This is a genomic window from Algihabitans sp., assembly GCF_965226985.1.
GTDB lineage: Bacteria > Pseudomonadota > Alphaproteobacteria > Kiloniellales > DSM-21159 > Algihabitans.
In genome coordinates this window covers 420,591-446,886 of record NZ_OZ245712.1, presented here as the reverse complement: position 1 = coordinate 446,886, position 26,296 = coordinate 420,591, and the positions used below count along the sequence as shown (strand labels likewise).

Sequence of the window (26,296 nt, the reverse complement as noted above, 5' to 3'; positions counted from 1 at the left end):
GTTATGCGATCGGCCCTCTACCGGCGTTTCGTCTACTGTTCGACTCCATCGATCCTGGCGGCGCAGGCTGCCCAGACTCTGCTATAGGCTTCTTGGACCTCTCAGATGAACGATCCTTTGCAGCCGCTTCTGGTGACAGGCGCCTCGGGCTTCATCGGCAAGCACGTGATGGACAGCGCCGGCGCCCAGGCCGTAGCTCTCTCGCTGCGCACCGGCGACACGATTGAGGATCGATTGAAGGGGGTCCTGGCCGGCCGGTCGGCAGCAGCCGTGATCCATCTCGCCAGCCGCGCCCATGCCACCGATCCCGTTGCCCCGGAGATCTATCGCCAGGACAATTGCGTTCTGCCTGTGGCTTTGGCCCAGGCGGCGTTGAACAAGGGCATAAGGCGCTTCGTTTTCGTCTCAACCGTCGCAGTCTACGGAGCCTCCAGCGGTGCCCGAGCCTTCCAGGAAACGGATCGCCCTCGCCCGCAGTCCGACTACGCGCGGGCCAAGCTCGAGGCGGAACAGGCACTAGGCGAGTTGGCGGATCAGGGGCTGGAGCTCGTCATCGTCCGACCGCCCCTGGTGTATGGCGCCGGCGCGAAAGCCAACCTTGCGCGTCTGGCCGATGCTATTGCCCGCGGCCTGCCGCTTCCGCTAGGCGCCGTCCGCAACCGGCGCTCTCTCGTCAACGCCGGCGACCTGGCCGACCTGCTTCTGCTTGCCGCCTCTCATCCTCAGGCACCTGGTTGCATTTTCCTGCCTGCCGACCGAACGCCAGTCTCGACAGCCGAACTAAGTCGCGCCCTGGGACGGGCGCTGGGCAAACCGGCGCGCCTTTTGCCTTTGCCTCTTCCTTTGCTGCGCTTGGCCGGACGCCTGACGGGACAAGCGCGTATGGTCGGACAGCTTGTCGACTCCTTGGAGATCAACCCGCAGCCAAAGATCGACCGGCTGGGTTGGACCCCGAAACGAGGCCTGGAGGCAAGACTAGCCGCCTTCGCAGCCGCACGGGGATGAGCAACGATGTCGGTGTCGGGCCGGCCGCAACGAATCGATGGTGCGGCAGCGTCCGGGGACATCGCCTGAAGCTGTAGATTGTCTGACTCCATCCCGCTCGTGTATGCGATCACCAAAAATGAAACCTGGGCGTCCGACCTCTTCTTTCTTCGGCGCTCATAGGTAGTTACGAAGAGGGCTTGATGAACGAGAAAATCGCGGTGATCGGACTTGGCTACGTAGGTCTGCCGGTTGCGCTCGCCTTTGCCGCTTGTCGAGCCGGCACGGTCGGCTTCGACATCGATCCACGGCGAATCGCCGATCTTCGTGCATTCCACGACGGGACAGGTGAAGTCACGCAGGACAAGCTGCGCGACACCTCTCTGAAGGTGACCGACCGCCCCGAGGATCTGGAAGGATCCACCTTCTTCGTCGTGACGGTTCCCACCCCCGTCACCGACAACAAGCAGCCGGACCTGCAGCCTCTGGAAAGTGCTTGTCGGACGATCGCACCCTACCTGACGCCCGGTTCCGTCGTCGTCTTCGAGTCGACGGTCTATCCCGGGGTAACGGAGGAGGTTTGCGGCCCTCTGCTGGCCGAGATCTCGGGTTTGACGCTGGGTAGCGACTTCACGCTCGGCTACTCGCCCGAACGCATCAATCCCGGCGACCAGGTTCATACCTTCGAGGCGATCGTCAAGGTGGTAGCGGGCCAGGACGAGGCGACGTTGGAACGCGTCGCACAGGCATACGAGGCAGTCGTGACGGCCGGCGTCCATCGCGCTGCCAGCATCAAGGTCGCCGAAGCAGCTAAGGTGATCGAGAACACCCAGCGCGACATCAACATCGCCCTGATGAATGAGTTGTCGATCATCTTCGACCGTCTGGACATTCGTTCCGCCGACGTCCTGGCCGCGGCCCGCACCAAATGGAACTTTCTACCCTTTTCCCCGGGTCTGGTCGGCGGTCACTGTATCGGCGTCGACCCCTACTACCTGACCGCCAAAGCTCAAGCGGTGGGCTACAACCCGGAAGTCATCCTCTCCGGACGGCGCATCAACGACCAAATGGGCCACTTCGTCGCGGAGCGCACGATCAAGCAGATCGCAACAGCCGGTATGGAGATCCGCGGCGCCAGGATCGGCATTCTTGGTCTGACCTTCAAGGAGGACGTACCCGACCTGCGCAACAGCCGCGTGCCGGACATCATCCGAGAACTGGCAGCCTTCGGCGCCGTCCCGCTGGCGCACGACCCCTTAGCCGATCCGGAACAGGCCCGTCACGAATACGACTGCGAACTGCACGCGTTCGAGGCTCTGCACGACCTGTCAGCCGTGGTCGTCGCGGTACCCCATAGGGCTTTCAAGCTGAAGGCGCAAAGCGAGCTGCTCAGCGGCTTGCGTCCCGGCGGCACGGTTATCGATGTGAAATCGATGCTCGACCCGACCGAGCTGCCAAGCGGCACACACTACTGGAGTCTGTAGGGGCGGAGGCGCGTCCAGGGCCTTTCGATGGGCTGCCGTCGCCGGGAAAAGCCAACCGCAGTCAACTCGGTGCTGGACAGCGCAAGTATCGAGCCGGCATAGGACAGCTGCGTTTGAAAAGCGGCCCAGAGGTCCTACGAGCTGGCTGGTCCGTACCAAGTCCAGGTTTGAACCGGCATCATCATCACAGGCCTCGCAAATCGTTCCTGCGACCTGCCTTCGTCAAAGGAGAGAGGTATGACCATTCTCGTCACCGGAGCCGCCGGCTTCATCGGCATGCATGTCTCTCATGCCCTGATGAATCGAGGCGAGACCGTTGTCGGCTTGGACAACCTCAACGACTACTACGACCCCGCGCTTAAACATGCGCGCCTGGATACGCTCTTACGACGCAGAGAATTCAACTTTCATAAAGTCGAGTTGGCAGAGCGAGAGGACGTCTTCGACGTTTTTAAGGCACACCCGAAGGTCGACCGCGTTATCCACCTCGCGGCACAGGCCGGCGTGAGGCACTCCCTGACCGACCCCTATGTCTACGTCCGCTCCAACGTCATGGGCCATCTGGTGATGATGGAGGCCTGCCGGGCACGCGATGGACTGAAGCATTTCGTCTACGCCAGTTCTTCCTCCGTCTATGGCGGCAACACGGACCTGCCCTTCTCTGTCGAAGATAGAGTCGACGCTCCGGTCTCGCTCTACGCCGCCACGAAACGTGCTGATGAACTGATGAGCGCCTGCTATGCCCATCTTTACGACATCCCCGCGACCGGCCTGCGCTTCTTCACTGTCTACGGCCCCTGGGGACGCCCGGACATGTCGCTCTGGCTCTTCACCAAGGCGATACTGACCGGCGAACCGATTCACGTGTTCAATCACGGCCAGATGCGCCGAGACTTCACCTACGTCGACGACATCGTGCGCGGCGTCATTTCGGCGCTCGATCACCCGCCGACAGGCACTCAGGGGCGTCCCCACAAAGTATACAATCTGGGCAACCACCGCTGCGAGGAACTGCTCCACTTCATCGAGGTGATCGAGCAGGCCTGCGGACGAGAGGCGGACAAGCGCCTAGAGAACATGCAGCCGGGCGACGTTCCGGCGACCTGGGCGGACATTGCCGCATCACAACAGGACCTGGGCTTTCAACCCGAGACCAGCATCGAAGACGGGATCCCCCGCTTCGTTGAGTGGTTTCGCGGCTATACCGGGCTTTAGACTAGGGCTCAGACCCCTTTCGGAGACCGGGCCTGCTTTTCGATCAGCGGTTCTTCGGCGGATCGAAGGCGATGCGCGACCGACAGAACTCCAGGAGCTGGGCTACGCCGTCCTCGATCGAGAGCGCGTCGGTATCGACGACGAAATCTGGATCGCGAGGCGGTTCGTAAGGGGCACTGACCCCTGTGAAGTCGGCGATCTTTCCAGCACGAGCTTTCTTGTAGAGCCCCTTGGGATCCCGCTGCTCGCAGGTCGCCAGATCGGCAGCCACATGGATTTCGTGGAAGCCGCCAGGTACGAGACGTTCCGTCGCTGCGCGGGCGCGGTCTCGGTCGCTTTGGTAGGGGGAGATGAAAGCGGTGATGCAGACCGCACCGGAATCGGCGAAGAGGGCAGCGGCCTCACCGACCCGGCGAATGTTCTCCGCCCGGTCTTTCGGAGAGAAGCCCAGATTGGCATTGAGCCCACGCCGCACGTTGTCGCCGTCCAGAACATAGACCTGATAACCACGCTCGAACAGCAAGCGCTCCAGCGCCATGGCAAGGGTCGATTTGCCGGCGCCGGACAGGCCGGTGAGCCAGATCACGCCGCCCTTATGGCCGCTGCGGGACCAACGTTCCTCTCGCGACACCCCGTGTTCGACCGAGAAGACGTTGGAGGCGCGGACCTGCATGACGCTGCGTTGGTCGGGGTATCCCTCCATCGAGATCAGACCGCCGCCGACCAGGTCCAGGCCATCGAGCAGCACGAAGCGCCCGCTGTGAGGCAGAGCCTGCGACTCGTCGACCGCCATCAAGGCGCGGCTGCGGAGGACCGCCTCGCCGATGCCATTGCGCTGCAAGCTCTCTCCGCTGCGGCGTTCCAGGCTGTCGGTGTCGATGGTCTGTTCGATCGCCACCACCTCGACCGGATAGCGGGCGGTCCCCAGCTTGGCGGTCAGCTTCTGGCCCGGCTCCAAAGCGCCGCGACCAAGCCAGAAAAGGGTCGTCTTGAAGACGTTCGTGAGCTGCGGCGGCCGCTGCTCGTGGCTCATGACCTCACCGCGCTCCAGGAAGAGCTGCTCTTCCAGAGTCAGACCGACTGACTGGCCAGCATGGGCCTCCAAAGGAGGTTCGGCATTCCAGGCCTCCAGACTGCGCACCCGGGCCGTCTTGTTCGACGGACTGAAGAGGACGGTATCGCCGGCGCGCAGGACGCCGCTTTCCACCCGGCCGACCAGAATCCGGCGTTCGTCGAAGTGATAGACGTCCTGGATCGGCAGGCGAAGGGGCTGCAGCCCCGGCCGCGTAACGCTCTGAAAGCGGTCCAGCATCTCGAGCAGACGCGGCCCCTCGAACCAGGACAGCTCCGGACTGGAGTTGGCGACGTTCGCTCCGTCGCGGGCCGCAATCGGCAGAATGGCCGCTGGCTCGACGCCGATCCCCGCCAGATACTCGGTCACCTCGCGTGCGACCTCTGCAAACCTGGCCTGGTCGTGGCCAACCAGATCCATTTTGTTCACCACGACCGCCACCTGCCGGACGCCGAGCAGGTGAAGCAGGTAGCCGTGGCGCCGCGACTGCTCGCGCACGCCCTCCGCCGCGTCGATGACCAGAACCGCGGCATCGGCCTCGGCCGCGCCACTGACCATATTCTTGAGAAACTCGCGGTGCCCTGGCGCGTCAATGATCACATAGTCGCGCTTGTCCGTCTTGAAACGGATCTGGGTCGTGTCGATCGTAACGGCCTGATCGCGCTCCGCCTGAAAGGAGTCGAGAACGAAGGACCACTCCAGCGCCATCCCGCGCTTGGCGGAGATAGCCTGCAGTTCTTCGAGCTTACCGTCGGGCAAGGCGTCGGTGTCGTAGAGCAGCCGGCCAACCAGGGTAGACTTGCCGTGATCGACGTGACCGACGACGACAAGTTTAAGCAACTCCCGCGGAGCGGGATTGACAGAGATATCAGTCATTCTCAGGAAAACTCGATCACATGTAACCGCTGGCGCGCAGGCGTTCGAAGGCGTCTTCGCTATCGTGGTCCATCGTCCGCCCCGCCCGTTCCGGCTGCCGGGTCGTTTCCAGCTCAGCGATGATTTCCTCGATGGTGCTGGCGTCCGAGCGGATGGGGCGGGTGATGTCCTTTTCGCCCAAGGACCGGTATCGCCAGCCGTCACGGGCGAAGTAGAGAGGCACCACCGGGATGTGCTCGCGCTGGATATAGCGCCAGATGTCCACTTCGGTCCAAGCCAAGAGAGGGTGGATGCGCAGGTGTGCATCCGGCGGAATCTCCGTCTTGTATTGGTCCCAGAACTCCGCCGGCTGATCCTTGTAGTCCCAGGTGCCCGACTCGTCGCGCGGGCTGAACACCCGCTCCTTGCCACGCACCGCCTGCTCATCGCGGCGAATGCCCAGGAAGATTCCTTGGAACCCGCGATCAGCGATGATGCGCTTCAGGCCCAGCGTCTTGCGCGCGGCCTGACGGGAGTTGAGCGGCAAGGTCGGATCGGTCTCCTCCAGTGCGGGACACTCAGCATTGATGTAGTTGAGGTCCCAGGTCTTCACGTACTCGTCGCGAAACGCGTAGACTTCATCCAATTCGTTGCCGGTATCGAGCAGGACGACGGGAAAAGGAACACGTCCGAAGAAGGCCTTGCGAGCCAACCAAACCATGACGTTGGAATCCTTGCCCAGAGACCAGAGCATGGACAAAGGGTCCAGACGGGCATAGGCCTCGCGCAGAATGAAGATCGATTGCGATTCAAGATGATCCAAACGGTCCATTACGGCCCTATCGCGGGTTAAAGTCAGGTTGGATGCCGCCGTTTATTCGGCAGCTGTCCAGTCGACGTGTCATAGAAAGGTGTCTGATGGGTTCGCAAGAGGCGATTTCGTGGTCCTCTAGCTTGCATTCGGAAAGCAGCCGTGGCCTAACGGCTGGATGAAGTCCCTTGATCGCTACGTTCTGCTTCAATTGCTGGGGGCGACTTTCGCTACCAGCCTCGCCTTGACCTTTACGGTCTGGCTGACCCAGTCCTTACGGCTTTTCGACTACATCATCAATCGTGGCCTGCCGGCAGAGAAATTTGTGATCTTCGCGGCACTTCTGATGCCGAGCTTTCTGACGATCGTGATGCCGATCGCCACCTTCGTATCCGTCGTCTTCGTTTACAACAAGTTGGCCACCGACAACGAGCTGATCGTCATGCGGTCATGCGGTTTGAGCCAACTCCAGGTCGCCAAACCGGCTCTCCTGCTCGGGGTCGTGGTGACCTTGCTCATGTTCCTGATCACCCTCTACGTGCTGCCCCTGTCTTTCCGCAGCTTCAAGGACCTGCAGCACGACATTCGCACCAACTACTCCGCGGTTCTGCTGCAAGAGGGTATCTTCACGGAAATCGACGACAATGTCGTGATTTACGTCGGTCAGCGCACACCCGAGGGGCGGTTGCTGGACGTCCTGGTCCACGACACCCGCGAGCCGGCCAACCCGATTACGATCATGTCCGAGGTCAGCGAGATCACGAGCGGCGATAGCGGTCCCGTGCTTATCCTCTACCGAGGCCAGAGGCAACAGTTCGACCGCAGCACCTACGAGCTCTCGAATCTCAGCTTCGATCGCTATGCGCTTGAATTGGCCGATCAAGGGGCGGACGAGCAGAGGATCTGGCGCGAACCGCCGGAACGCTATCTGCATGAGATCTTTCGACCGCCGCAGAACTTCCTCGACGAGCGCCATCGCGGGGAACTGCTGGCCAACGGGCATCAGCGCCTGGCCCTACCGCTCTATACGCCAGCGCTGGTCCTGCTGGGCGTCGCCCCCTTCCTAGCAGGCGAGTTCAGCCGGCGAGGCTACTGGAAACGCATCCTCGCCGCCGTCGTCGTGGTCGCCTTGATTCAAGTCCAGGTTCTGGCCATCGAAGACGTGGTGGCCAACGATCTTACTCTCATACCACTTGTCTACGCAGGCTTGCTCCTGCCCAACTTGCTGATGATATGGCTGATCTTTTGGGCCAAGCCGGAACGCTGGAGCGGCCGTCGACCGCAAGCAGTCGTGCTGGGCGCGGCCGCCAAGTAGCCGAGCTGCCAAGTATCGGTCTGACTGCCAGTACACTTGGCGACGTATCCTCGTGTTCGTGGTAGAAGGTTTCGCGATTTCAACCCTGCAGCAATCTACAAGACTTCATGAGAGATTTTTTTGCCTCAATCTACTTTCGCCGCGCGAGCCTGGCGCTCCTGCACGACGTGGCGATGGCCGTTACAGCGTTCGTTCTGGCGCTGCTGCTGAGGCTTGGGTTTCAGAGGGTCGAGGACCTGATCCAGCGGGATCTCTGGGTTTCGGCGGTAATCTTCGGCATCGTCTCCGGCGCCGTATTCCTGATGACAGGTCTATACCGCGGTATCTGGCGCTATGCCTCCCTGAACGACATGCTCGGCATCGTGCGATCCGCGACCTTGGCCGTCCTGGTGTTCCTGCCGATCACCTTCATGGTGACGCGTCTGGATGCTCTGCCGCGTAGTTCGCTGATCGTAACCTGGTTGCTGCTGATTGCATTACTCAGCGGCCCGCGCCTGCTCTATCGCTTGCTGAAGGACGGCGGCCTCACCCATGTCCTGGAACGCGATGCGCATCTGCGGGTCCCCGTCCTGCTTATAGGCGCAGGCGATTCCGCCGAACTCTTCATCTCCTCCTTGAAGCGCGACGCAAACTACGAGGTCCTGGGGGTTGTGGACGAGAAGGGCCGGCGTGTCGGCCGAAAGATCCGCGGTGTTCCGGTCATCGGCGACCTTGAGAAACTGCCGGAGGCGCTGGCGCAGTTCACATCGCAGAGCGGCCGCCCGCCGCAGCGCATGATCCTGACCAAGGAACTGCGGCGAGATCAAATGAACATCCTGCTCGCGCTTGCCGAAAGCCATGGCGTGACGCTCGATCGCCTGCCGCAGTTGACCGACTTCAAGCGCTCGCAGGACAGCGAGCCTTTGCAACCGCAGCCGGTCGCGATCGAGGATCTGCTGCGACGACCGCAAATCGTACTCGACCCGGAGCCGGTCCGGCAGATGGTCATTGGACGCCGCGTTCTGGTCACGGGCGCCGGCGGCTCGATCGGAAGCGAGCTGGTCCGTCAGCTGGCTGCGCAAGGGCCGTCGCAGATCGGCTTGCTCGAAGCCAGTGAATTCAATCTCTACAGCATCGACCGCGAACTCGATCGCGACCGGCCACAGCTAAGACGCAGCGCCCATCTCTGCGACGTTCGCGATGCTGCAGCCCTGGAGCGGGTTTTCGCAGAGGTTCAACCTGAGTTGGTCTTCCATGCCGCCGCCCTAAAACATGTCCCGATTGTCGAGGCACAGCCCACCGAAGGCGTGCTGACGAACGTCTCGGGCACGCGCAACGTCGCCGAGGCCTGCCAGAAACACGGCGTCACCGTCATGGTGCTTATCTCGACCGACAAGGCGGTCAATCCCAGCAACGTCATGGGTGCGAGCAAGCGTCTGTCCGAAAGCTATTGCCAGGCGCTGGATCTCGAGGCTCGTCGCCGAGGTCACGGTCCGCGCTACGTTACCGTTCGTTTCGGCAACGTGCTGGGATCAACCGGCTCAGTCGTACCGCTGTTTCAGGATCAGCTGATGCGCGGCGGGCCCTTGACCGTGACTCATCCGGACATGACGCGCTACTTCATGACGGTCGGCGAGGCCGTTAGGCTGGTTTTGCAATCGGCTGCGGTCGGGGTCCATCGCCAGTCCGAGGAAGCCGGTAAGATCTATGTTCTGGACATGGGCCGGCCGGTCAAGATCCTGGAGCTGGCTGAGCAGATCATCCGCCTTTCGGGCAAGCGGCCGTACCGCGACGTGGACATCGTCTTCAACGGCTTGCGGCCCGGCGAGAAGCTCTACGAGGAACTTTTCCACGACCAGGAAACGCTGGTCTCGACCGACCAGCCCGGTCTTCTGCTCGCTGCCCCACGTACGGTCGACCTCTCAGACCTACGCAGCGGACTCGATAGACTTGTCGCCGCCGCCCAGGCGCAGGATGATGCCGAGGTGCGAGGACTGCTGTCTTCCCTGGTGCCCGAGTGGCATCAAGGCGCGGAGATTCTCGAGTTGCCCCGAAAAGCGCGCTAAAGAGATCCGTGACGGACCGCAGAGCTAGCTTAGATGGTGGACCGGACCCATGCCCCAGACAGCAATCGGAAGTTCGACCTGACGCGCCTTTAGCTGTAGCGCCAGAAACTGCGAGTAGTGCCGCGACTGGTGCAGGTTTCCTCCGTGGAACCAAAGAGCCTCCTGCTGGGTTGGTTTCCACATGTTGCGCTCCTCGCCCTCCCAGGGCCCAGGGTCCTTGGTGGTTCCGGAGCCGAGCCCCCAGCACTTGCCGACGCGGTCCGCAACCTCCTGGCTGATCAGGTCCGCTGCCCAACCGTTCATAGAACCGTAGCCTGTGGCGTAGACGACAAGATCAGCAGGAAGTTCAGTGCCGTCCTTCAGCACGACGGCATCTTCGGTCAGGCGCTCAACATCCGAACCGGCCTTCAAGTGGATCTTGCCGTCTATGATCAGCTGGCTGGCCCCCACGTCGATGTAGTAGCCGGAGCCGCGACGGAGGTACTTCATAAACAGCCCACTGCCATCGTCGCCCCAATCCAGCAGGAAGCCCGCCTTCTCCAGACCGGCGTAGAAGTCGGCGTCCAGCTCGCGAATCGTATCGTAGATCGGCTTCTGGAAGTCGGGCAGTAGGCGGTAGGGGATGGAAGCGAAGATCAGATCGGCCTTGTCGGTGGTGATCCCCTTCGCCACGGCTTGTTCGGAATAGAGCGCCCCGAGACCGTGCTCCATCAGCGGCTCCGACCGGACGATATGGGTGGACGAGCGCTGGACCATGGTAACGTCCGCGCCCGCCTCCCACAGGGCCGCGCAGATGTCGTGAGCCGAGTTGTTGGAGCCGATCACCACGACCTTCTTGCCTTTGTAGGCATCGGGTCCGGGATGTTCGGACGAGTGCTGCTGCTCGCCCTTGAAGAGCTCCTGCCCGGGAAACACCGGAAGATTCGGCTTACCCGACATGCCGGTGGCCAACACCAACTGCTTCGGCCGCAACAGAATCTCCTCGCCGTTGCGCCGGACCCGCAGCTCCCATTCCTTGGTTTCGTCGTTCCAGCCAGCCTGCTCGGCGAGGGTGCCGCCCCAGTAGTTCAGCTCCATGACGCGTGTGTACATCTCCAGCCAGTCGCCGATCTTGTCCTTCGGCGAGAAGACCGGCCAGTTGTCTGGAAAGGGGATGTAGGGCAGGTGATCGTACCAGACCGGATCGTGCAGACAGAGGGACTTATAGCGCTTCCGCCAGCTGTCTCCGGGGCGCTCGTTCTTCTCGATGATAATAGTCGGCACATCGAGTTGCCGCAGCCGGGCGCCCAGTGCGATGCCCCCCTGGCCGCCACCGACAATCACCACGTAGGGCTGGATTTCATGGCCGAGCCTGGCGTCTTCCTCAGCGCGCCACTCCGCCCAGCTCTTACGCGCCCGGTCAGCCCCGTGAGCAACGCCCTTGGGGCGCGAAAGACCGCGCCGTTCCTCGTGCCCTTTCAGCTCCTTGAGCGTGGTCAGCAGCGTCCAGATCTTGCCGTCACGGATCCTGATATGGCCGTGACCCCGCCCCGTACCCGTCTCGAAGTCGATCCAGGCCTGCAGGAATCCGCCGCCGTCCTCGGCCTCCTCGCCCGGCGTGATGCCCCAACCGCGCGGCACGATATCTGCCAACTGAGCGCGTAGCATTTCGCCGATCTCCTCGCGCCCTTCGAGGGTCCGAATGTTCCAGGTAAAGGCGACGAGATCGCGCCAGTACCCCTCCGGTTCGAACAGCGCAACTGCGGCCTCGACATCGCCCTCCGTCAAGGCGGCATCGAGATCGCCAAGAACCTTGTTCACGGCCAGATTCGGTGTCGTGTCCAGCATTCGTTCCTCCCGTTTACCGGTCCGAGTGCGCTTGTGCCGCGCCTGCTCCCGTAATTGAGGCAAGCCTGTCGCGGCTTGTCCAGCGACCTATCAGAGCCGCGACAACGGTGAATGAGCATCGGATCCGAAACGGCTCGTCGCCTGGAAGCAAAGTGTAAGCGGCACAGACAGCTGCGGAGGAGGACGCGCCAGGACGAGCGACACGCTAGCCATCGCCCTGTTCGCCCCCGTCCCGCTCGACCGCCGACCGAGGCGTCTCAGTCGCCTTTGGCCCGCAGTACGGCGCGCCAGACGACCTCGGGCGTCGCCGGCATGTCGATGCTTTCGAGTCCCAGCGGCGCGAGGGCGTCAATCACCGCGTTGCTCACAGCGGCCGGAGCACTGGTAGCGCCGGCCTCGCCGGCGCCCTTCACACCGATGAGGTTGTCTGGACAAGGGACTTCGTTGAGGGCCGTGTCGAAGTTCGGCAAGTCATCGGCGCGCGGCTGGCAATAGTCCATGTATCATGCCCTCAGCAGCCAACCGTCGTCGCGTCGAAGCCGACCCGCTCCAGAAGGGTCTAACCGACCGCCTGAGCGACGCCACCATGCAACTGCCCGTCCACGATCATGGGATTGATGCAACGCCCGACGTCGTGCCCCCCCCCCGACTAGGCGGCCGACCCTCGTCTTCCCGGTATCCGGATCGACCTCCAGTTCTTTCAGTTGCCGCGACGTTACGCCAGAGCCGCTCGCAGACGTTCGAGCAGACGTTCTCGATCGCGACGAGCGACCAGGGCCGTCTCCATATCGACCGATACGAAGCGAGTGGTCATGTTCGGCTGCATCTGGCCGATGAGATCCATGTCGGCGGAGATCACCGTGCCGAGCATGAAGTAGCCGCCGCCCGAGACGGCGTCGCGGTGAAGAATGATCGGTTCGGTTCCACCGGGCACCTGGATCGAGCCGTAAGGATAACAGGCGTCGGTGATGTTGGAAGGATCCGACCCGGCACCGAAGGGTTGTTCGCGCTCGACGAAATCCAGCGATTTGCCGCCCCGGAAGCGATAGCCCATGCGGTCGCACTCGGGCGCCACCGTCCAGGTGTCCTCAAAGAAGGACTTCTGGCTGCCCTCCTGAATACGGTGCCAATAGAGTCCGGGAATGACGCGCAGTTCGACGGGGCTACCCGGCGACCGGCGCAAAGCCTCCGGCACGCTCGCCCCCTCTCGCCCGCCGCCCTCACCGACCGGCAGCATATCGTTTGCCTGGATCGCACGCCCGTCGACGCCACCAAGCGCGCCGATGGCATAGGTGGAGCGGCTCCCAAGCATCGGCGGCGTGTCGATGCCGCCGGCCACAGCGATGTAGGCGCGGGCTCCCGATCGCAAGTAATCGAAGGACAGCGTCTGACCCGCCTTGACCCTGAAAGAGGTCCAGGTCGGTTGTGGTTCGCCGTCGAGCTTGGGCGGAAGCTCCGCTCCTGTGACCGCAACCAGGGTATCGCGCGTGAACTCGAGCTGCGGACCGAGGAAGACCGCTTCCAGGCAGGCCGCGCCTTCCTCGTTGCCGACGAGCAGATTGGCGCTCACCAGGGCGAGACGGTCCATGGCACCGGACATGGGAATGCCGAGATGGTAGTAGCCGGGTCGGCCGAGATCCTGAATCGTGGTTGCGAGGCCCGCATGCGTCACCTTGATCGTCACTGCAAGGCCTCCTCGAGCTTCGCGTTGTAGCCATCGATGTCGGCGTTGAACTCGTTCAGATCGAAGGTCACCTCGGCCATCCGGGGGGCGAAGCGGCCTGCCTCGACGTCGGCGACGGCCGCGTCGTAGGCCTCGCGATCGATCGGCTTCCACTTGACGATATCGCCGGGGCGGAAGAAGACCATGAAATCGCGCAGATAGCCGATCTCCTGCTTCGGGTCGAAGATCGGCATCGGCGTGATGCCGAACATCTGGTAGCCGCCGGCACCGCGCACCGAGTAGACGCAGGAGAAACAACCGCCGTAGCCGACGGTTAGCTTGGGTGTGTCGGTGCGCGGGCGCAGGTACTTCGGCACCTGAATCTGACGGGCGCGCTCGACCATCTGATAGAGGAAGGGCAGTCCAGAGACGAAACCGACCATCGAGACGAACCAGGGCGCCCCCGAGTGGGCAGCGATGAAGGCCTCAACGGAGTCGTAGCCGTTGATGCTGGCGGCATACTCGATATCGGTGGCATCAGGATCCTGATGGCGGTCGCGAAACCGCATGAGGGTCTCGTGCGTCCAGGGGTCCTGGTAGTAGACCGGGATCTCGACGATGCGGGTCCGCAACCTGGCTTCCGCGCTATCGGCCGCAGACTCCAGCTGCTTCAACTCGGCGACCAGATCGTCTGGCGCGGCGACGTCGGGATCGAACTTGATCTGGAAGGAAGCGTTGGCCGGACAGATCTCGGTCACGCCCTTGATCTTCGCAGCACGCACGGCGGTCGTGATCGAGAGGCTCTTGAAGAAAGCCTCCAACGACATCGCCTCGTCGACTTCAACGAACACATGCTCGTCTCCACCGAAGCTGTATCTCATCGTCATGACCTCTCCCCTCCCTGGTCAGGCGAGCTTCGCGGCATTGGTCTCGAGCCAGTGCTCGAGCCATCGCGTATGTACGTTTCCCTCTTTGATATCTTCCTCTTCGACCAACGCGGCGAACAAGGGCGCGGTCGTGGCGAGTCCGGCGATCTCCAACTCGGCGAGCGCCGACTTCAAGCGCGAGATGGCATGCCCCCTGTCCTCTCCCCAGACGATCAGCTTGCCCAGCAGGGAATCGTAGAAGGGGGGAATGCTGTAGCCCGGGTACAGCAGGGAATCGAAACGAACGCCGGGACCGCCGGGCAACCTGAGATCGGAGACGGTTCCCGGGCCTGGCAAAAAGTCCTTGGCCGGATCCTCGGCATTGAGACGCACTTCCAGAGCGTGGCCGCGCAGCGTCACCTGGTCTTGGCGCAAGCGAAGCGGTCTGCCCCCTGCGATCCGCAGCATCTCTCCGACCAGGTCGATCCCGGTCACCCATTCCGTGACCGGATGCTCGACTTGAATGCGGGTATTCATCTCGATGAAGTAGAAGGCGCCTGTGGCTTCGTCGTAGAGGTACTCCAGCGTTCCGGCGCCCGAGTAGTTGACGGAGGCCGCAAGCTTCACCGCGGACTTGCAAAGCGCGCTGCGAGTCTCCGGAGACAGGGCCGCTGATGGCGCCTCCTCCCAAACTTTCTGCCGACGCCGCTGCAACGAACACTCCCGCTCGAAGCAATGGAGTGCGCGCTCGCCGTCCCCCAGTATCTGGACCTCCACATGGCGGGCGCGCTCGATGACCTTTTCGACGTAGAGGCCGCCATCGCCGAAGGCGGCTTGAGCCTCGGCACTGGCCTGCGGGAACAACCGCTCGAACTCGGACACATCCTGGGCAATGCGAATACCCCGTCCGCCCCCGCCGGCAGCGGCCTTGATCATGACCGGAAAGCCGATCTCGGCGACGACGTCTTTTGCGGCCTCCAGATCGGCGATCAAACCGTCACTACCCGGGACGGTCGGCACGCCGGCACGCGCAGCGACCCGGCGCGCGGCCACCTTGTCCCCCATCAGTCGGATCGTGTCGCCGCTAGGGCCGACGAAGGTCAAGCCAGCCGCGGCGACCCGGTCGGCAAAGGTCGCATTCTCCGCCAGGAAACCATAGCCGGGATGAACGGCGTCGGCACCGCTTTGCCGGGCGGCCGCCAGCAGAGCGTCGATATTGAGATAGGACTTCGCCGCCGGCGCGGGACCGATCTCGATGGCTTCGTCGGCTAACTTCACCGCCAGGGAGTCGGCATCGGCGGCGCTGTGAACCTGAACGGTCGCAATGCCTTGTTCCCTGGCCGCACGGATGATCCGCACGGCGATCTCACCCCTATTTGCGATCAACAGTTTGCGAATCGGCATAGCCCTGGTGTTCCGCCTCTACCGCTCTAGTCGGACAACTCGGCGAGCGGCTGCCCGGCCATCACGGGGCCCTCGTTCTCGACCAGGAACTTCACGAGTTTACCGGCGCTGTCCGCCTGCACTTCGTGGAAGGTCTTCATCACCTCGATCAGACCGATCGTGTCCCCCACCGCGACAGCGTCACCGTCCGACTTGTAAGGCGGTTGATCGGGCGATGGCTGGCGATAGAAAACGCCTGGCAGGTGCGAAAGGATCTGCTTCGTCGCCATGGTCTCGCGTCTCTCCTGTTAGATCTTCGTCAAGCGGCAGGGGCGGATTTCACGCAGCATCCAGCCAGGGCGATACCGCTTCCTTGACGGCACGTGCGACCTCGACCGCGTTGGGCGTATCGGAATGGACGCAGATCGAGTCGGCACGCACAGGCACGTCCTTGCCATTGACCGAGGTCGTCAAGCCCTCCTGCACCGCACGCACGCAGCGCTTCGCGGCAGTCTCCGGATCGGTTGCTCCGTGTTCCCGCGTGATGATCAGGAAGCCGTCGTCGCCGTAGTCGAGATCCGCATAATACTCGGCGACCATCGTGTGGCCGCGCGCGCCGTAGATGCGCTCCTGCAAGGTGTCGATCATCCCCAGCAGCGGCACCTTGAATACATCCGCCGCATCGCAGATGGCGTGCGCCGCCTCCTCACTGTGCGCCGCCATTCCGTAGAGCGCCCCATGAGGCTTGATATGATTGAGCGACATCCCCTCGGCTTCGAGAAAGCCCTTCAGGGCGCCGATCTGATAGATGACGCAGTTCGCCAATTCCTCGCGCCCGATCTTCATCTCCCTGCGGCCGAAACCCTGCAAATCGGGAAGCGAGGGGTGAGCACCGACTTTCACGCCGTAGGCCTTGGCCAGACGGACCGTGTGCCGCATGTGGTTGAAGTCGGAGGCATGAAATCCGCAGGCGACGTTGGCGACGGTGATATGCGGCATCAGCCCCTCGTCGTCGCCCATGCTGTAGAGACCGAAACTCTCACCCATGTCGCAGTTGATCGCCGTCATGCCACTCCTCCACTGCCTGTCGTACGCTGGAAGGCTGGTCTTCCAATTCCCGCCCTTGGCGTCTCAACGTCCGCAAGGACGCTTCTCGCGAGAGTGTTGCGTATCCAAGCGGATATACGAAATAGAAAATTTTTCATTTAGATATCTGATTTTCTGATAGAGAGAGACGCAGGCTTCAGGCGAAACCGCAATCGCGCAGTCAGGATCCGATGGTCCAAGGGGACGGTGAGAGGTGAACGTTTCTTTCCGCCATATTCGTTACTTCCTGGCGGCGGCCGAGGCCGGGCAGATCTCCCGCGCTGCGGTCGAGCTGGGCGTCTCGCAGTCTGCCGTCACGGCTGCGGTCAAGGACCTGGAACAGCGGGTTGGAACGAAGCTGTTCGACCGCCACGCACAAGGCGTCTCACTGACCCTGGAAGGCAATCGCTTCCTTCGCCACGCCCGGAACATCGTGACCTCCGTCAACGAGGCCCTGCGACTGGAGAAGGACGGCGCGCGCGAGGTCGCGGGCCAAGTGCGGTTAGGCGTCACCTATACGGTCGCGGGCTACTTCCTGCCGCAGCACCTGGCGCGTTTCTCGCGCAGCTTCCCCGGCGTCATGATCGAACTCCATGAGGCCCCGCGCGCCTCGATCGAGGCCGATCTCGTCTCCGGCAAGCTCGATACCGCCGTCCTCCTGACTTCGAATATCGAAGCGCGCGACCTTCTGGATCAGGAAACGCTGATCCGCTCGCGCCGTCGCCTCTGGCTACCGCTGGATCATCCTCTTCATCAGGCGGAACGGATCGGCCTCTCCGACATCGCTAAGGAACCTTACGTGATGTTGACGGTGGACGAAGCGGCACAAACGGCCGGGCGCTACTGGCAGCAGGTGGGCCTCAAACCCCGGATCAGCTTCGAGACCTCCTCAGTCGAAGCCGTCCGCAGCCTGGTCGCCAACGGGATGGGCCTCACCATCTTGTCGGACATGGTTTACCGGCCCTGGTCCCTGGAGGGACAGCGCATCGAGACGCGGCAGCTTGCGGAGACGATTCCGAGCATGAACGTCGGCGTCGCCTGGGCACGGGACGCGGATCTATCTCCGGCGACGCGCGCCTTCCGCGACTACCTGAGTCTGACCTTCAACGGCGCCGGCCACTCTCTGGCGACCTGAACAACCGGAGCCTCGAAGCAGGGTCAGTCGGCAGTCCATCCGCCGTCGACCATCAGGGCCGTTCCGGTCACCAGAGCGGAGGCATCGGAGGCGAGATAGAGCGCCGCACCCATGACATCAGAGATCTCGCCGACCCGTCCGAGCTTGATCTTTTCTTCGAGCCATCGCACCCGCTCCGGATTGTCGAAGGTGGGCTGCGTCAAAGGCGTCCGGATGAAGGTCGGACAGAGCGTATTCACGCGAATCCCGTGGCCGCCCCACTCGATCGCCATAGCCTTGGTGAAGCCCTCGACGGCGAACTTCGTGGCGCAGTAGACCGCGCGGTCCAGCCCCCCAACCTGTCCCATCTGACTGGACAGCGTGATCAGGGATCCCGGCTTGCCGGCGTCGATCAGACCACGGGCTACGGCTTGGGTCAGGAAGTACGCACCCCGCAGGTTCAAACCGACGACAGCGTCGAAGTCCTCCGGTCGGGTCTCCACCGCCGGCCCATGTCGCGCCAGCCCCGCACTGTTGACCAAGACCTCGAACGGTCCTCGTTCGGCCACCGTACGGGCGGTCGCGTCGATATCGGACACATCCAGCGGCAAAGCTTCGGCCGACCAGCCACGCTCCGCGAAAGCCGCTACTAGCGCGTCCAACTTCGACCGCCCGCGCGCGGCCAGCAGGACATGCGCCCCGGCCTCGGCCAAGGCGACGGCACAGCCGAGCCCGATGCCGGAGGAGGCACCGGTCACGAGCGCACGCCGGCCGTCCAATCGGAAGCTGGGAGACTTCGGCAACTCGACTACAGCGGAATCGGTCATCTGGAGGCTTTCTTCAAACCGAGAGAAGAGTCGAACGTCACTCCGCCGCCGCGCCGTAAGGCACATTCTTGCCGCCGTAGCGCCGGACCCGAACGTTAGCCTGCTCGGCATGGGCCACAAAGCCCTCCAGCATGCTCAAGCGCGAGCAATAGGAGCCGACCAGAGCCGCCGCCTCGTCGGTGGTGACTCTCTGGTAGCTGTGCGTCTTGAGGTATTTGCCGACCCAAAGACCGCCGGTGTAGCGCCCCGCCTTCTTCGTCGGCAGCGTGTGGTTGGTCCCGATGACCTTGTCGCCATTGGCCACGTTCGTGCGCGCGCCGAGGAAAAGCGCGCCGTAGCAGGTCATGTGCTCCAGGAACCAGTCGTCACGATCCGTCATGACCTGGACATGCTCCGAAGCGATCTCCTCACTGACCTGAAGCATCTCCTCATAGGTCTCGCAGAGGATCACTTCGCCGTAGTCGCGCCAGGAGGCCGCCGCCGTCTCGGCCGTCGGCAGGATCTCCAACAAACGTTCGATCTCGACCATCGTCTGCTCGGCCAAGCGGCGTGAGTTCGTGACCAGTACCGCAGGAGAATTGTAACCGTGCTCGGCCTGCCCCAGCAGATCGGTCGCGCAGATCTCGGCGTCGACCGTCTCGTCGGCAATGACCATCGTCTCGGTCGGCCCGGCGAAAAGGTCGATCCCCACCCGTCCGAAGAGCTGGCGTTTCGCCTCGGCAACATAGGCGTTGCCAGGTCCGACCAGCATATGAACCGGGTCGATGGTCTCGGTCCCGAGCGCCATCGCACCGACCGCCTGAATGCCGCCCAGTACGTAGATTTCATGGGCGCCGCCGAGATGCATCGCCGCGATCACGGCAGGGTTCGGTTCGCCCTGAAAAGGCGGTGTCGCCGCGACGATGCGCGGCACTCCGGCGACCGACGCGGTCAGGACCGACATGTGAGCGGACGCCACCATTGGAAACTTCCCGGCGGGCACGTAGCAGCCAACCGACTGGACCGGAATGTTCTTATGGCCGAGAACGACACCCGGCATGGTCTCGATCTCCACGTCCTGCATCGAGGCGCGCTGTGCCTCGGCAAAGGTGCGGACCTGGGTCTGCGCAAAAGCGATATCCTCCATATCGCGCGCAGATACGCGGTTGACGAGCGCTTCGATCTCCGAGGCGGAGAGGCGGAAGGACGGCGGGCTGTAGCTATCGAATTTCTCGCTCAACTCCCGCACCGCGCTGTCGCCGCGCGTCTCGATCTGATGAAGCGTCTGCTCGACCACCTGACGCACCTTGGCATCCTCGACGGCACGTGCCTCTTCCTGCTTGCCTCGTTTCAGGTACTCGATCATGGCATCCTCGTTTGTTGGAGACGTGCTTCCGCTTCCGGGAAGGGAACGGCGGACCTTTCATCTCGGGCGACGCTCGCCCGCGCTTCTACTGACACAGGCCCTATGAGATCGACGGCTCCGACTCGCCGCTTCACGGGCCGGCTCCAAAGACGGGTCGGCGCTCCAGAGCACGCGTAGCGAGCTCCAGAGCCGCGTAGACACCGAGTGCGGCCAGGGTCGCCGGCCACTCCGGCAGAAGTGCGAGCCCGGCCGGCAGCAGCCAGACGGCGGCGGAATAGCTCGCCTGACCGAACACAGCACGGCCGGCAAGGAGGCTGGCGACCGACAAACAGAAGACGACTCCGGTCACTGCGGCCATGGCGATCTCCTGCAGGCCGCCCTGGGCGAGCATGCCTGGATAGATCAGGAACAGCATCGGCAGGACATAGACAGTGGCGGCCAGGCGCACTGCCTGCCCCGCGACCCTGGCCCAGGGCGATTGAGCGATGGCAGCGGCCACGAAGACCCCCACGCAGACCGGCGGCGTAATGACCGAGAGCGTCGCGTAGTAGAGGACAAAGAAGTGGACGACCAGAGGGTCGAGCCCCTGCTGAATCAACGCCGGTGCGAAAACGGCGGCAACCAGCACATAGGCGGCCGAGGTCGGAAGCCCCATCCCGGCGATCAGACAGACCACAGCCATGATGGCCGCCACAGCGAAAGTCTGCCCACCGGCCCCCTGAAGAATCATGCTGGTCGCGGCGACGCCGAAACCCGTGAGGTTGAGGACACCGACGAACACCTGTGCCGCGACCAGCAGCACGCCGACCGTCACCACGCCGCGCCCTCCGTCGACCAGAGAGCGCCACAGCGTCCCGGCGGCACCGCGCCAGCCTTCGCCACCGAAGACTTGAAGAGTGATGCTGGTGCCCATCATACCGATCATGCCGTAGCAGGCAGTAAGGGCAATCGAGCGACCCTGGGCAATCCCGACGCCAAGCCCGATGACGGCGGCAATGATGGGCGCCATCCGTCGCCAGTGGAGGGCCGTACGCCAGTCGGGCAGGTCTTCGGTATCGACCTGACCGAGGTTCTTGCGCTTAGCGACGTAGTGCACCGTCGTCAGAACGCTGAGGTAAAAGAGAAAGGCCGGCAAGATCGCGGCGACCGCGATTTCCCAGTAGTTGATGTTCACCAGCTCGGCCATCACGAAGGCGGCTGTCCCCATGATCGGCGGCGCCAACTGGCCGCCGGTCGAGGCCACCGCCTCGACCGCACCCGAAAAACTTCTCGGGTATCCCAAGCGCTTCATCAGAGGAATTGTGAAGTTGCCGGTCGTCGCCACGTTGGCGACCGTCGATCCGTTGATGGAGCCGAAGAGACCGGAAGCGATGGTCGCGATCTTGGCGGCGCCGCCTGTCGCTTTGCCGCCCGCGCGCGCCGACAGGTCGAAAAAGGTCTGGCCGGCCCCGGTGTGCAGTAGCATCGCACCGAACAGCACGAAAGCGGCCAAGGTGGTCGAGGCAACGTTGACCAGGAGGCCCCAAAGCCCACGATCCGAAAGGTAGACGACCTCCGTCAGGTAGGCGACGTCGAAACCGCGATGCCCGAAATCGCCTGGGATGAGATGCCCGAGGAGCGCGTAGCCGAGCGAGAGAAGAACGATAGCAGGGAACAGCAGACTGCCGGTAACTCGACGGGACAGCTCGAGCACGACAGCCACCGCGGCGGCGGCCAGGGCGACCTCATGGGGCTGCGCCCAGGGCAGCTCCGTCATGATGCGTTCGAAGTTCAGAACGATGTAGACGCTCGAAACGAGCAACGTTGCCGCCAAAAGAGTGTCAAGCGCCAGTCCCCAACGGCGCCAGGGCTTGCCGGCACCGAGCGGAAACATCACGAATCCGAGAACGCCGATCACCGAGACGAAGATCGCTCGTTGGATCAGGGACTCGAAGGCGCCGAAGAAGGAGGTGTAGAGAACGAAGAGTCCAAGGGCACCGGCCAGCACCAGGGTCAGCTTGTCCCTGAGCGTTCCCGGCCGGGCCTCGACCCGCGTCTGCGCTTCACTGTCGCTCATGGGCGGCCACGGCCTCCGCAGCGCGGACGGTCAGCCAGACCGTCGGCAAAGAGGGGGGCGGAAGGGGGCAGCTGGCCGCTGCCCCCCAAAGGAGAAACCGTAGCGGTCCCTTAGCGAAGACGGTCCGGCACGTCGTAACCGGCTTCCTCGTAGTAGCGAATGGCGCCCGGATGGAGGGGCGTCGTGGCGTAGTCGAGGGTGAGCTGAACCAGGTCACCGTCACCGATTGCCGGGAAGCCGGCCCGCTGCGCGTCCATATCCTCCATGACCGCCTTGACGATGTCGTAGGCCGTCTGCTCGTCCATCTCGGGCTGGGCCGAAACGGCGATCATGAACCCCCAAGTCTGGTAGGGCCCGGTGTTTTCCATCTCGCCGCCCGGCATATCGACCAGGGACAGTTCCGGAAGCTCATCGGCGATCTTCGCGCGCTGCTCGTCGCTGATCCCCAGCACCTGCACCGGCGTGAAGGTCGCGATGTCGGTGGTCAGGGCATCGAACTTCGTGCCGACGGCGGACTTGATGAAACCGATCGCCCGACGGTCCTTGATCGCATCGGCCAGTTCGCCGTTGGTACCGCGCACCCAGTCGGGCTCGACGCCCAACAGCTCCATTACCTGGAGCGACGTGGCTTCGGTCGAGGATCCGCGCTGGCCGGGGCCGAACTCCTGCCCGGCGAGATCCGCGATGCTGGTTACGCCGGAATCCTGGCGGACGATCACGTTCTGCGGTGCCAGGGAGTAGGCCCAGAGCAGTTTCGATTCGACCGGAGCGCCGTCGAAGCCCTTCACGCCATAGTAAGCGTGGTAGAGCGTCGAGGTGGTGACGAGGCCGATGTCCAACTGGCCACGCGACATGCGCTTGAGATTATCGACCGTGGCGCCCGTTTCCACAACCGATGCTTGATAACCGTCCTGTCCGGACACGATGTTGGCCAGTGCCGCAAAGTAGGCGTAGTGGGCCGACTGAGCGTTAGTGGCGCCGAAGGCGAGACGGGTCTCCGCCTCCGCGGCGCCCCCCAGGACAGGGGTCGCTACGACCGCAACGGCGGCAAGCCGCAAGCATGACTTCCACATGATCCGCATAACCTCCCATGGTTTGGTTTCTTAGTTGGCGAAAAGGTCGCCTTTCTTTTCCATATCGCCACAAAATCAGAATTGCAAACGCTTTCAAAAATTTTCCGCTATCGACGCGAAACAGCCAAGCCGGATCGAGCTCTCGGAAGATTCGTCACCATACATTCAGGCGATCTCACGAACTGTCTTCCGAAAATATATTATATTTCAGTTATTTAAATTAGAACGACAGTTCACTTATACCGTACATCAAAGCGATCTAAACGGTTGAAAAATGACTATCGTTTGCATCACTTGAGCCTGAAAGGCATGGTTGGCTGCCAGGGTCGCTTATCGTGAGGCGCCGCCCTGACGCCCCCTATGGATGAGCGTCTGGACCAGACGTGAGATCCGGTATCGAGCGAGTCCGCCATGCAGAACGAGTCGAAACGCCGAAGCGCGCCCAAGGCCAAGAACGGTAAAGCCAACAGTCCTCGCGCAACCGCCGCCGACGTTGCGCGCGCGGCGGGTGTGTCGATCAGCGCGGTCTCTCGGGCCTTCACGCCCCACGCGAGCATTTCAAAAACCACGAAGACTCGCGTTCTGCAGGCTGCCGAGTCCCTTGCCTATCAGCCAAACCCTTTGGCGCGCGGTCTGATTACCCGCCGTTCCGGCATGATCGCGCTGCTGATGACCGAAGTGACCAACCCCTTCTACCCGACCGTGCTGGAGACCTTTGCCCAAGCCTTCTCGAAGCAGGGCAAGCACGTGATGCTTTTCACGCCCGCGCAGGACGAGCCGCTGGAGGCGCTGCTGCCCCGCGCCTTCGGCTACGGCGTGGAAGGTGTGGTCATCACCTCCGCCAGACCGACGGCGGAGATGATGTCGGCCTGCGAGACCGCACCGGTGCCGGTTGTGCTGTTCAACCGGACCGTGGAAAGCTCCGCGATCAGCGCCGTCTGCTGCGACAACGAAGCTGGAGGCCGCACGGTTGCCCGCTTCCTTGCGGAGGGCGGGCGCCGCCGCCCCGCTTTTGTGGCTGGATTGCCCGGTGCTTCGACCAGCCTCTACCGTGAACGTGGCTTCACCTCCGGTCTGATCGACGCCGGGCTGCCCGCCCCCTTGAGAGCCGAGGGCCATTTCACGTTCGACGGGGGCTTGCAGGCCGCAAAGTCTCTACTGTCCTGCGATGTCAGACCCGACTGCATCTTCGCGGCGAACGACATCATGGCGCTGGGCGTTCTCGACGGACTTCGCCGCGTCGGTGGCATCCGCGTTCCCGATGACATCTGGGTGGTCGGCTTCGACGACATCGACGCCTCCGCCTGGCCGAGCTTCGGCCTGACCACTTTCCGCCAACCGATCAACCGCATGGTTGCCGAAACCCTTCGCATTCTCGACCTGGCGGACACCGACGCCCCGACGTCGCCGAGCACTGTCTTGGTTCCAGGCCGCCTTATCGAACGCGACTCCACGGGACGCGTCCCGGCACTTTGACAATAGAGTTCGACTCAGGCGTCGCCGCGCAGCGCCTTGATGCCGGACGCCGCCTCCTTCGCGCCGGTCAGCATCCAGGCCTGTTCCGAAGCTACGAAGAAGAGCGAGAAGCCAAAGCGCTGCCACTCCTTCGCTTTCGCGACGTTCGGAACGAAGGTCGCGAAGGCCTTGCCGGCAGCCTTAGCGGCAGCGGCAACCTGTTCGATCTGCGCCATCAGTTCAGGGGACGACTGGTCGGTCTTTCCCAAGGCAACGGAAAGATCCGCCGGGCCCAGGAAGAGGCCGTCAATCCCCTCCGTCGCAGCGATCTCCGCACTGGCGGCCACGCCCTCCGGTTCCTCGATCTGAGCCAGCACGACGGTCTCGTCACGGCTCCGCGCGAGCACTTCACCCATCGAACGGGTCGCGTAACCTGCCCAGCGGGTAGAGCCGGCAAAGCCGCGTCCGCCATGACCGAAGTGTGCTGCCTTCGCAATCGCGGCCGCTTTCTCGGCGCTGTCCACATGCGGCACGACGACGCCTGTGGCGCCCGCATCGAGGACCTGCAGGATGGCGTCCGGCGTGGCAGCGGAGACGCGGACGAGGCAGGGCAGCCCGAGCGCCCGTGCCAGGGCCAGGCAGGGGTCGATCCGGCCCCTGTCGAAGGGGGCATGCTCCGCGTCCAGACAGAGGAAATCGAGGCCCGACATGGCCAAGATCTCCACCATCTCGATCGCCGGGGTCTTCACGAAGGTACCGGCCAACATCTCTCCGGCTGCCAGCCGCGCCTTGAACTGTGTCACACTATCTCCCTTCCATCGTCTCCATTCGTGTAGGCCCTGGCTTCAATGCGACGACCGGGCCAAGGTCTCACTCGGTCGAAAGGCCGTCATCTCAGGCGAGAGTTCGCCGGACAGAAAGTCCAGGGCGTTCTGCGCTGCTCGTTCCGACATGCGTTGCGCCGCCTCTCGCGTCATGGCCGCCGAGTGGGGCGTAAGAATGACATCCGGGCGGTTCAGCAACGGGTCATCCGGCGACGGCGGTTCCGACGCCAGAACGTCGGTCGCATAGATCGCCGGACATCGCTTGTTCAAAGCCTCCAGCAGCGCCCCCTCGTCGACGATGCCGCCTCGCGCCGTATTCACCAGCAGCGAACCGGGCCGCATCTGCGCCAGTCGTGCAGCATCCAGAAGGTTCGCTGTTTCGGCGGTGTTGGGCAGGTGCAGGCTGACGATATCGGCCTGAGCAAGCCCGTCTTCCAGCGTCTCGACAGGAGTCACGTTGCAGGGATTGGATGTCAGGAAGGGATCGTAGACGAGGCACTGTGCACCGAAGGCAGAGACGCGAGATGCGAAGGCCTGCCCGATTCGGCCGAAGCCGACGACGAGAACCTTGGCCCCCTGCAGTTCGCGCGCACCCAGATGATCGCGCAGAGACCAGTTGGCGCTGCGAACGGCCTCATCCGCGACAGGCAAACGCTTCAGGCCGGCCAGAATAAGGGCGATTGCATGCTCGGCGACGGAGACGTAGTTGCTGTCCGCCGCGACCGCGACCGTGACCCCAAGGTCCTGCATTAGATCGAAATCGAGATTGTCACACCCTACACCATGGCGGGAGACGAGCCTCAGTTTCTGCGCCTGCTCGAATGCGCCGCGGGGAAGCTTGCGACCACGGAGAATCAGGATCTCGGCATCCGCCATATGGCGGACGATCTCCGCATCCTTCGGTTCCGCGAGATGAACGCAGGTGACATCCGGCGCTGTCCGCAGGAGGTCGAGGCCACTCTCATGAACAGGGTCCAGAACCAGAACTTTCACCAT

At 63.1% G+C, this 26,296-nt stretch carries 22 protein-coding genes and 1 pseudogene; 7 read left to right on the top strand and 16 right to left on the bottom strand.

Annotated elements, in window-relative coordinates; translation table 11 throughout:
- Positions 1–105: 105 nt before the first annotated feature.
- The 3 genes from ACO054_RS01935 to ACO054_RS01925 all read left to right on the top strand — a co-directional run bounded on the left by ACO054_RS01935 (position 106) and on the right by ACO054_RS01925 (position 3,683).
- On the top strand, positions 106–1,005 hold the full coding sequence (locus tag ACO054_RS01935) for an NAD-dependent epimerase/dehydratase family protein (protein ID WP_421708761.1): 900 nt from the start codon (positions 106–108) through the stop codon (positions 1,003–1,005).
- 182 nt (positions 1,006–1,187) lie between these two features.
- On the top strand, positions 1,188–2,468 hold the full coding sequence (locus ACO054_RS01930; RefSeq protein ID WP_421708760.1) for a nucleotide sugar dehydrogenase: 1,281 nt from the start codon (positions 1,188–1,190) through the stop codon (positions 2,466–2,468).
- 237 nt (positions 2,469–2,705) lie between these two features.
- Positions 2,706–3,683 (top strand): NAD-dependent epimerase/dehydratase family protein, encoded by a 978-nt coding sequence (locus ACO054_RS01925; RefSeq protein WP_421708759.1) that lies wholly within the window; start codon positions 2,706–2,708, stop codon positions 3,681–3,683.
- A 43-nt stretch (positions 3,684–3,726) separates the two neighbouring features.
- Here the strand turns inward: ACO054_RS01925 and cysC are convergent, their stop codons facing one another.
- A complete protein-coding gene (gene cysC, locus ACO054_RS01920) occupies positions 3,727–5,631 on the bottom strand; it encodes an adenylyl-sulfate kinase (protein ID WP_421708758.1) in 1,905 nt (634 codons plus the stop codon).
- A 16-nt stretch (positions 5,632–5,647) separates the two neighbouring features.
- Entirely contained in the window at positions 5,648–6,442 is a 795-nt protein-coding gene (cysD, locus tag ACO054_RS01915) for a sulfate adenylyltransferase subunit CysD (protein WP_421708757.1), read from the bottom strand.
- 157 nt (positions 6,443–6,599) lie between these two features.
- On the opposite strand from cysD, the gene lptF reads away from it, so the two are divergent.
- A complete protein-coding gene (gene lptF / locus ACO054_RS01910; RefSeq protein WP_421708756.1) occupies positions 6,600–7,736 on the top strand; it encodes an LPS export ABC transporter permease LptF in 1,137 nt (378 codons plus the stop codon).
- Positions 7,737–7,843: 107 nt separating this feature from the next.
- On the top strand, positions 7,844–9,781 hold the full coding sequence (locus tag ACO054_RS01905) for a polysaccharide biosynthesis protein (protein WP_421708755.1): 1,938 nt from the start codon (positions 7,844–7,846) through the stop codon (positions 9,779–9,781).
- Positions 9,782–9,805: 24 nt separating this feature from the next.
- Here the strand turns inward: ACO054_RS01905 and ACO054_RS01900 are convergent, their stop codons facing one another.
- From ACO054_RS01900 to ACO054_RS01865, 8 genes and pseudogenes are all read right to left on the bottom strand, one after another.
- Positions 9,806–11,608, bottom strand: a complete 1,803-nt coding sequence (locus ACO054_RS01900) for an NAD(P)/FAD-dependent oxidoreductase (RefSeq protein WP_421708754.1) — start codon at positions 11,606–11,608, stop codon at positions 9,806–9,808.
- Between the two features lie 257 nt (positions 11,609–11,865).
- Complete coding sequence (locus ACO054_RS01895; RefSeq protein WP_421708753.1) at positions 11,866–12,108, bottom strand: hypothetical protein; 243 nt, start codon at positions 12,106–12,108, stop codon at positions 11,866–11,868.
- 59 nt (positions 12,109–12,167) lie between these two features.
- Positions 12,168–12,236, bottom strand: a pseudogene (locus ACO054_RS01890) (molybdopterin cofactor-binding domain-containing protein); the annotation flags it as partial.
- A gap of 87 nt (positions 12,237–12,323) precedes the next feature.
- Positions 12,324–13,292: a biotin-dependent carboxyltransferase family protein gene (locus tag ACO054_RS01885; protein WP_421708752.1), complete on the bottom strand. Its 969-nt coding sequence runs from the start codon at positions 13,290–13,292 to the stop codon at positions 12,324–12,326.
- Positions 13,289–14,152, bottom strand: coding sequence for a 5-oxoprolinase subunit B family protein (locus tag ACO054_RS01880; RefSeq protein ID WP_421708751.1), 864 nt, complete (start codon positions 14,150–14,152; stop codon positions 13,289–13,291). Before ACO054_RS01880 ends, ACO054_RS01885 begins: the two co-directional genes overlap by 4 nt.
- 24 nt (positions 14,153–14,176) lie before the next feature.
- On the bottom strand, positions 14,177–15,541 hold the full coding sequence (locus ACO054_RS01875) for an acetyl-CoA carboxylase biotin carboxylase subunit (protein WP_421708750.1): 1,365 nt from the start codon (positions 15,539–15,541) through the stop codon (positions 14,177–14,179).
- A gap of 26 nt (positions 15,542–15,567) precedes the next feature.
- The gene (locus ACO054_RS01870; protein ID WP_421708749.1) at positions 15,568–15,810 is read right to left on the bottom strand and encodes an acetyl-CoA carboxylase; all 243 of its coding nucleotides are present in this window, start codon (positions 15,808–15,810) and stop codon (positions 15,568–15,570) included.
- A gap of 49 nt (positions 15,811–15,859) precedes the next feature.
- Positions 15,860–16,588 (bottom strand): LamB/YcsF family protein, encoded by a 729-nt coding sequence (locus tag ACO054_RS01865; protein WP_421708748.1) that lies wholly within the window; start codon positions 16,586–16,588, stop codon positions 15,860–15,862.
- 232 nt (positions 16,589–16,820) lie between these two features.
- Between ACO054_RS01865 and ACO054_RS01860 the strand changes: the two genes are divergently transcribed.
- A complete protein-coding gene (locus ACO054_RS01860) occupies positions 16,821–17,741 on the top strand; it encodes a LysR family transcriptional regulator (protein ID WP_421708747.1) in 921 nt (306 codons plus the stop codon).
- Positions 17,742–17,764: 23 nt separating this feature from the next.
- Here the strand turns inward: ACO054_RS01860 and ACO054_RS01855 are convergent, their stop codons facing one another.
- From ACO054_RS01855 to ACO054_RS01840, 4 genes are all read right to left on the bottom strand, one after another.
- Positions 17,765–18,547, bottom strand: a complete 783-nt coding sequence (locus tag ACO054_RS01855) for an SDR family NAD(P)-dependent oxidoreductase (protein ID WP_421708746.1) — start codon at positions 18,545–18,547, stop codon at positions 17,765–17,767.
- Between the two features lie 37 nt (positions 18,548–18,584).
- Positions 18,585–19,892, bottom strand: coding sequence for a histidinol dehydrogenase (hisD, locus tag ACO054_RS01850; protein ID WP_421708745.1), 1,308 nt, complete (start codon positions 19,890–19,892; stop codon positions 18,585–18,587).
- 130 nt (positions 19,893–20,022) lie between these two features.
- Positions 20,023–21,948: a TRAP transporter permease gene (locus ACO054_RS01845; protein WP_421708744.1), complete on the bottom strand. Its 1,926-nt coding sequence runs from the start codon at positions 21,946–21,948 to the stop codon at positions 20,023–20,025.
- A gap of 110 nt (positions 21,949–22,058) precedes the next feature.
- The gene (locus ACO054_RS01840) at positions 22,059–23,021 is read right to left on the bottom strand and encodes a TAXI family TRAP transporter solute-binding subunit (protein WP_421708743.1); all 963 of its coding nucleotides are present in this window, start codon (positions 23,019–23,021) and stop codon (positions 22,059–22,061) included.
- Positions 23,022–23,432: 411 nt separating this feature from the next.
- Between ACO054_RS01840 and ACO054_RS01835 the strand changes: the two genes are divergently transcribed.
- The gene (locus ACO054_RS01835; RefSeq protein ID WP_421708742.1) at positions 23,433–24,497 is read left to right on the top strand and encodes a LacI family DNA-binding transcriptional regulator; all 1,065 of its coding nucleotides are present in this window, start codon (positions 23,433–23,435) and stop codon (positions 24,495–24,497) included.
- 14 nt (positions 24,498–24,511) lie between these two features.
- Here ACO054_RS01835 and ACO054_RS01830 read toward each other — a convergent pair whose 3' ends face one another.
- Together ACO054_RS01830 and ACO054_RS01825 are read right to left on the bottom strand one after the other, a co-directional pair.
- Positions 24,512–25,279 carry an HpcH/HpaI aldolase family protein gene (locus ACO054_RS01830; protein WP_421708741.1) on the bottom strand — a complete coding sequence of 256 codons (768 nt, stop codon included), beginning with the start codon at positions 25,277–25,279 and terminating at the stop codon, positions 24,512–24,514.
- 42 nt (positions 25,280–25,321) lie between these two features.
- The gene (locus ACO054_RS01825) at positions 25,322–26,296 is read right to left on the bottom strand and encodes an NAD(P)-dependent oxidoreductase (RefSeq protein ID WP_421708740.1); all 975 of its coding nucleotides are present in this window, start codon (positions 26,294–26,296) and stop codon (positions 25,322–25,324) included.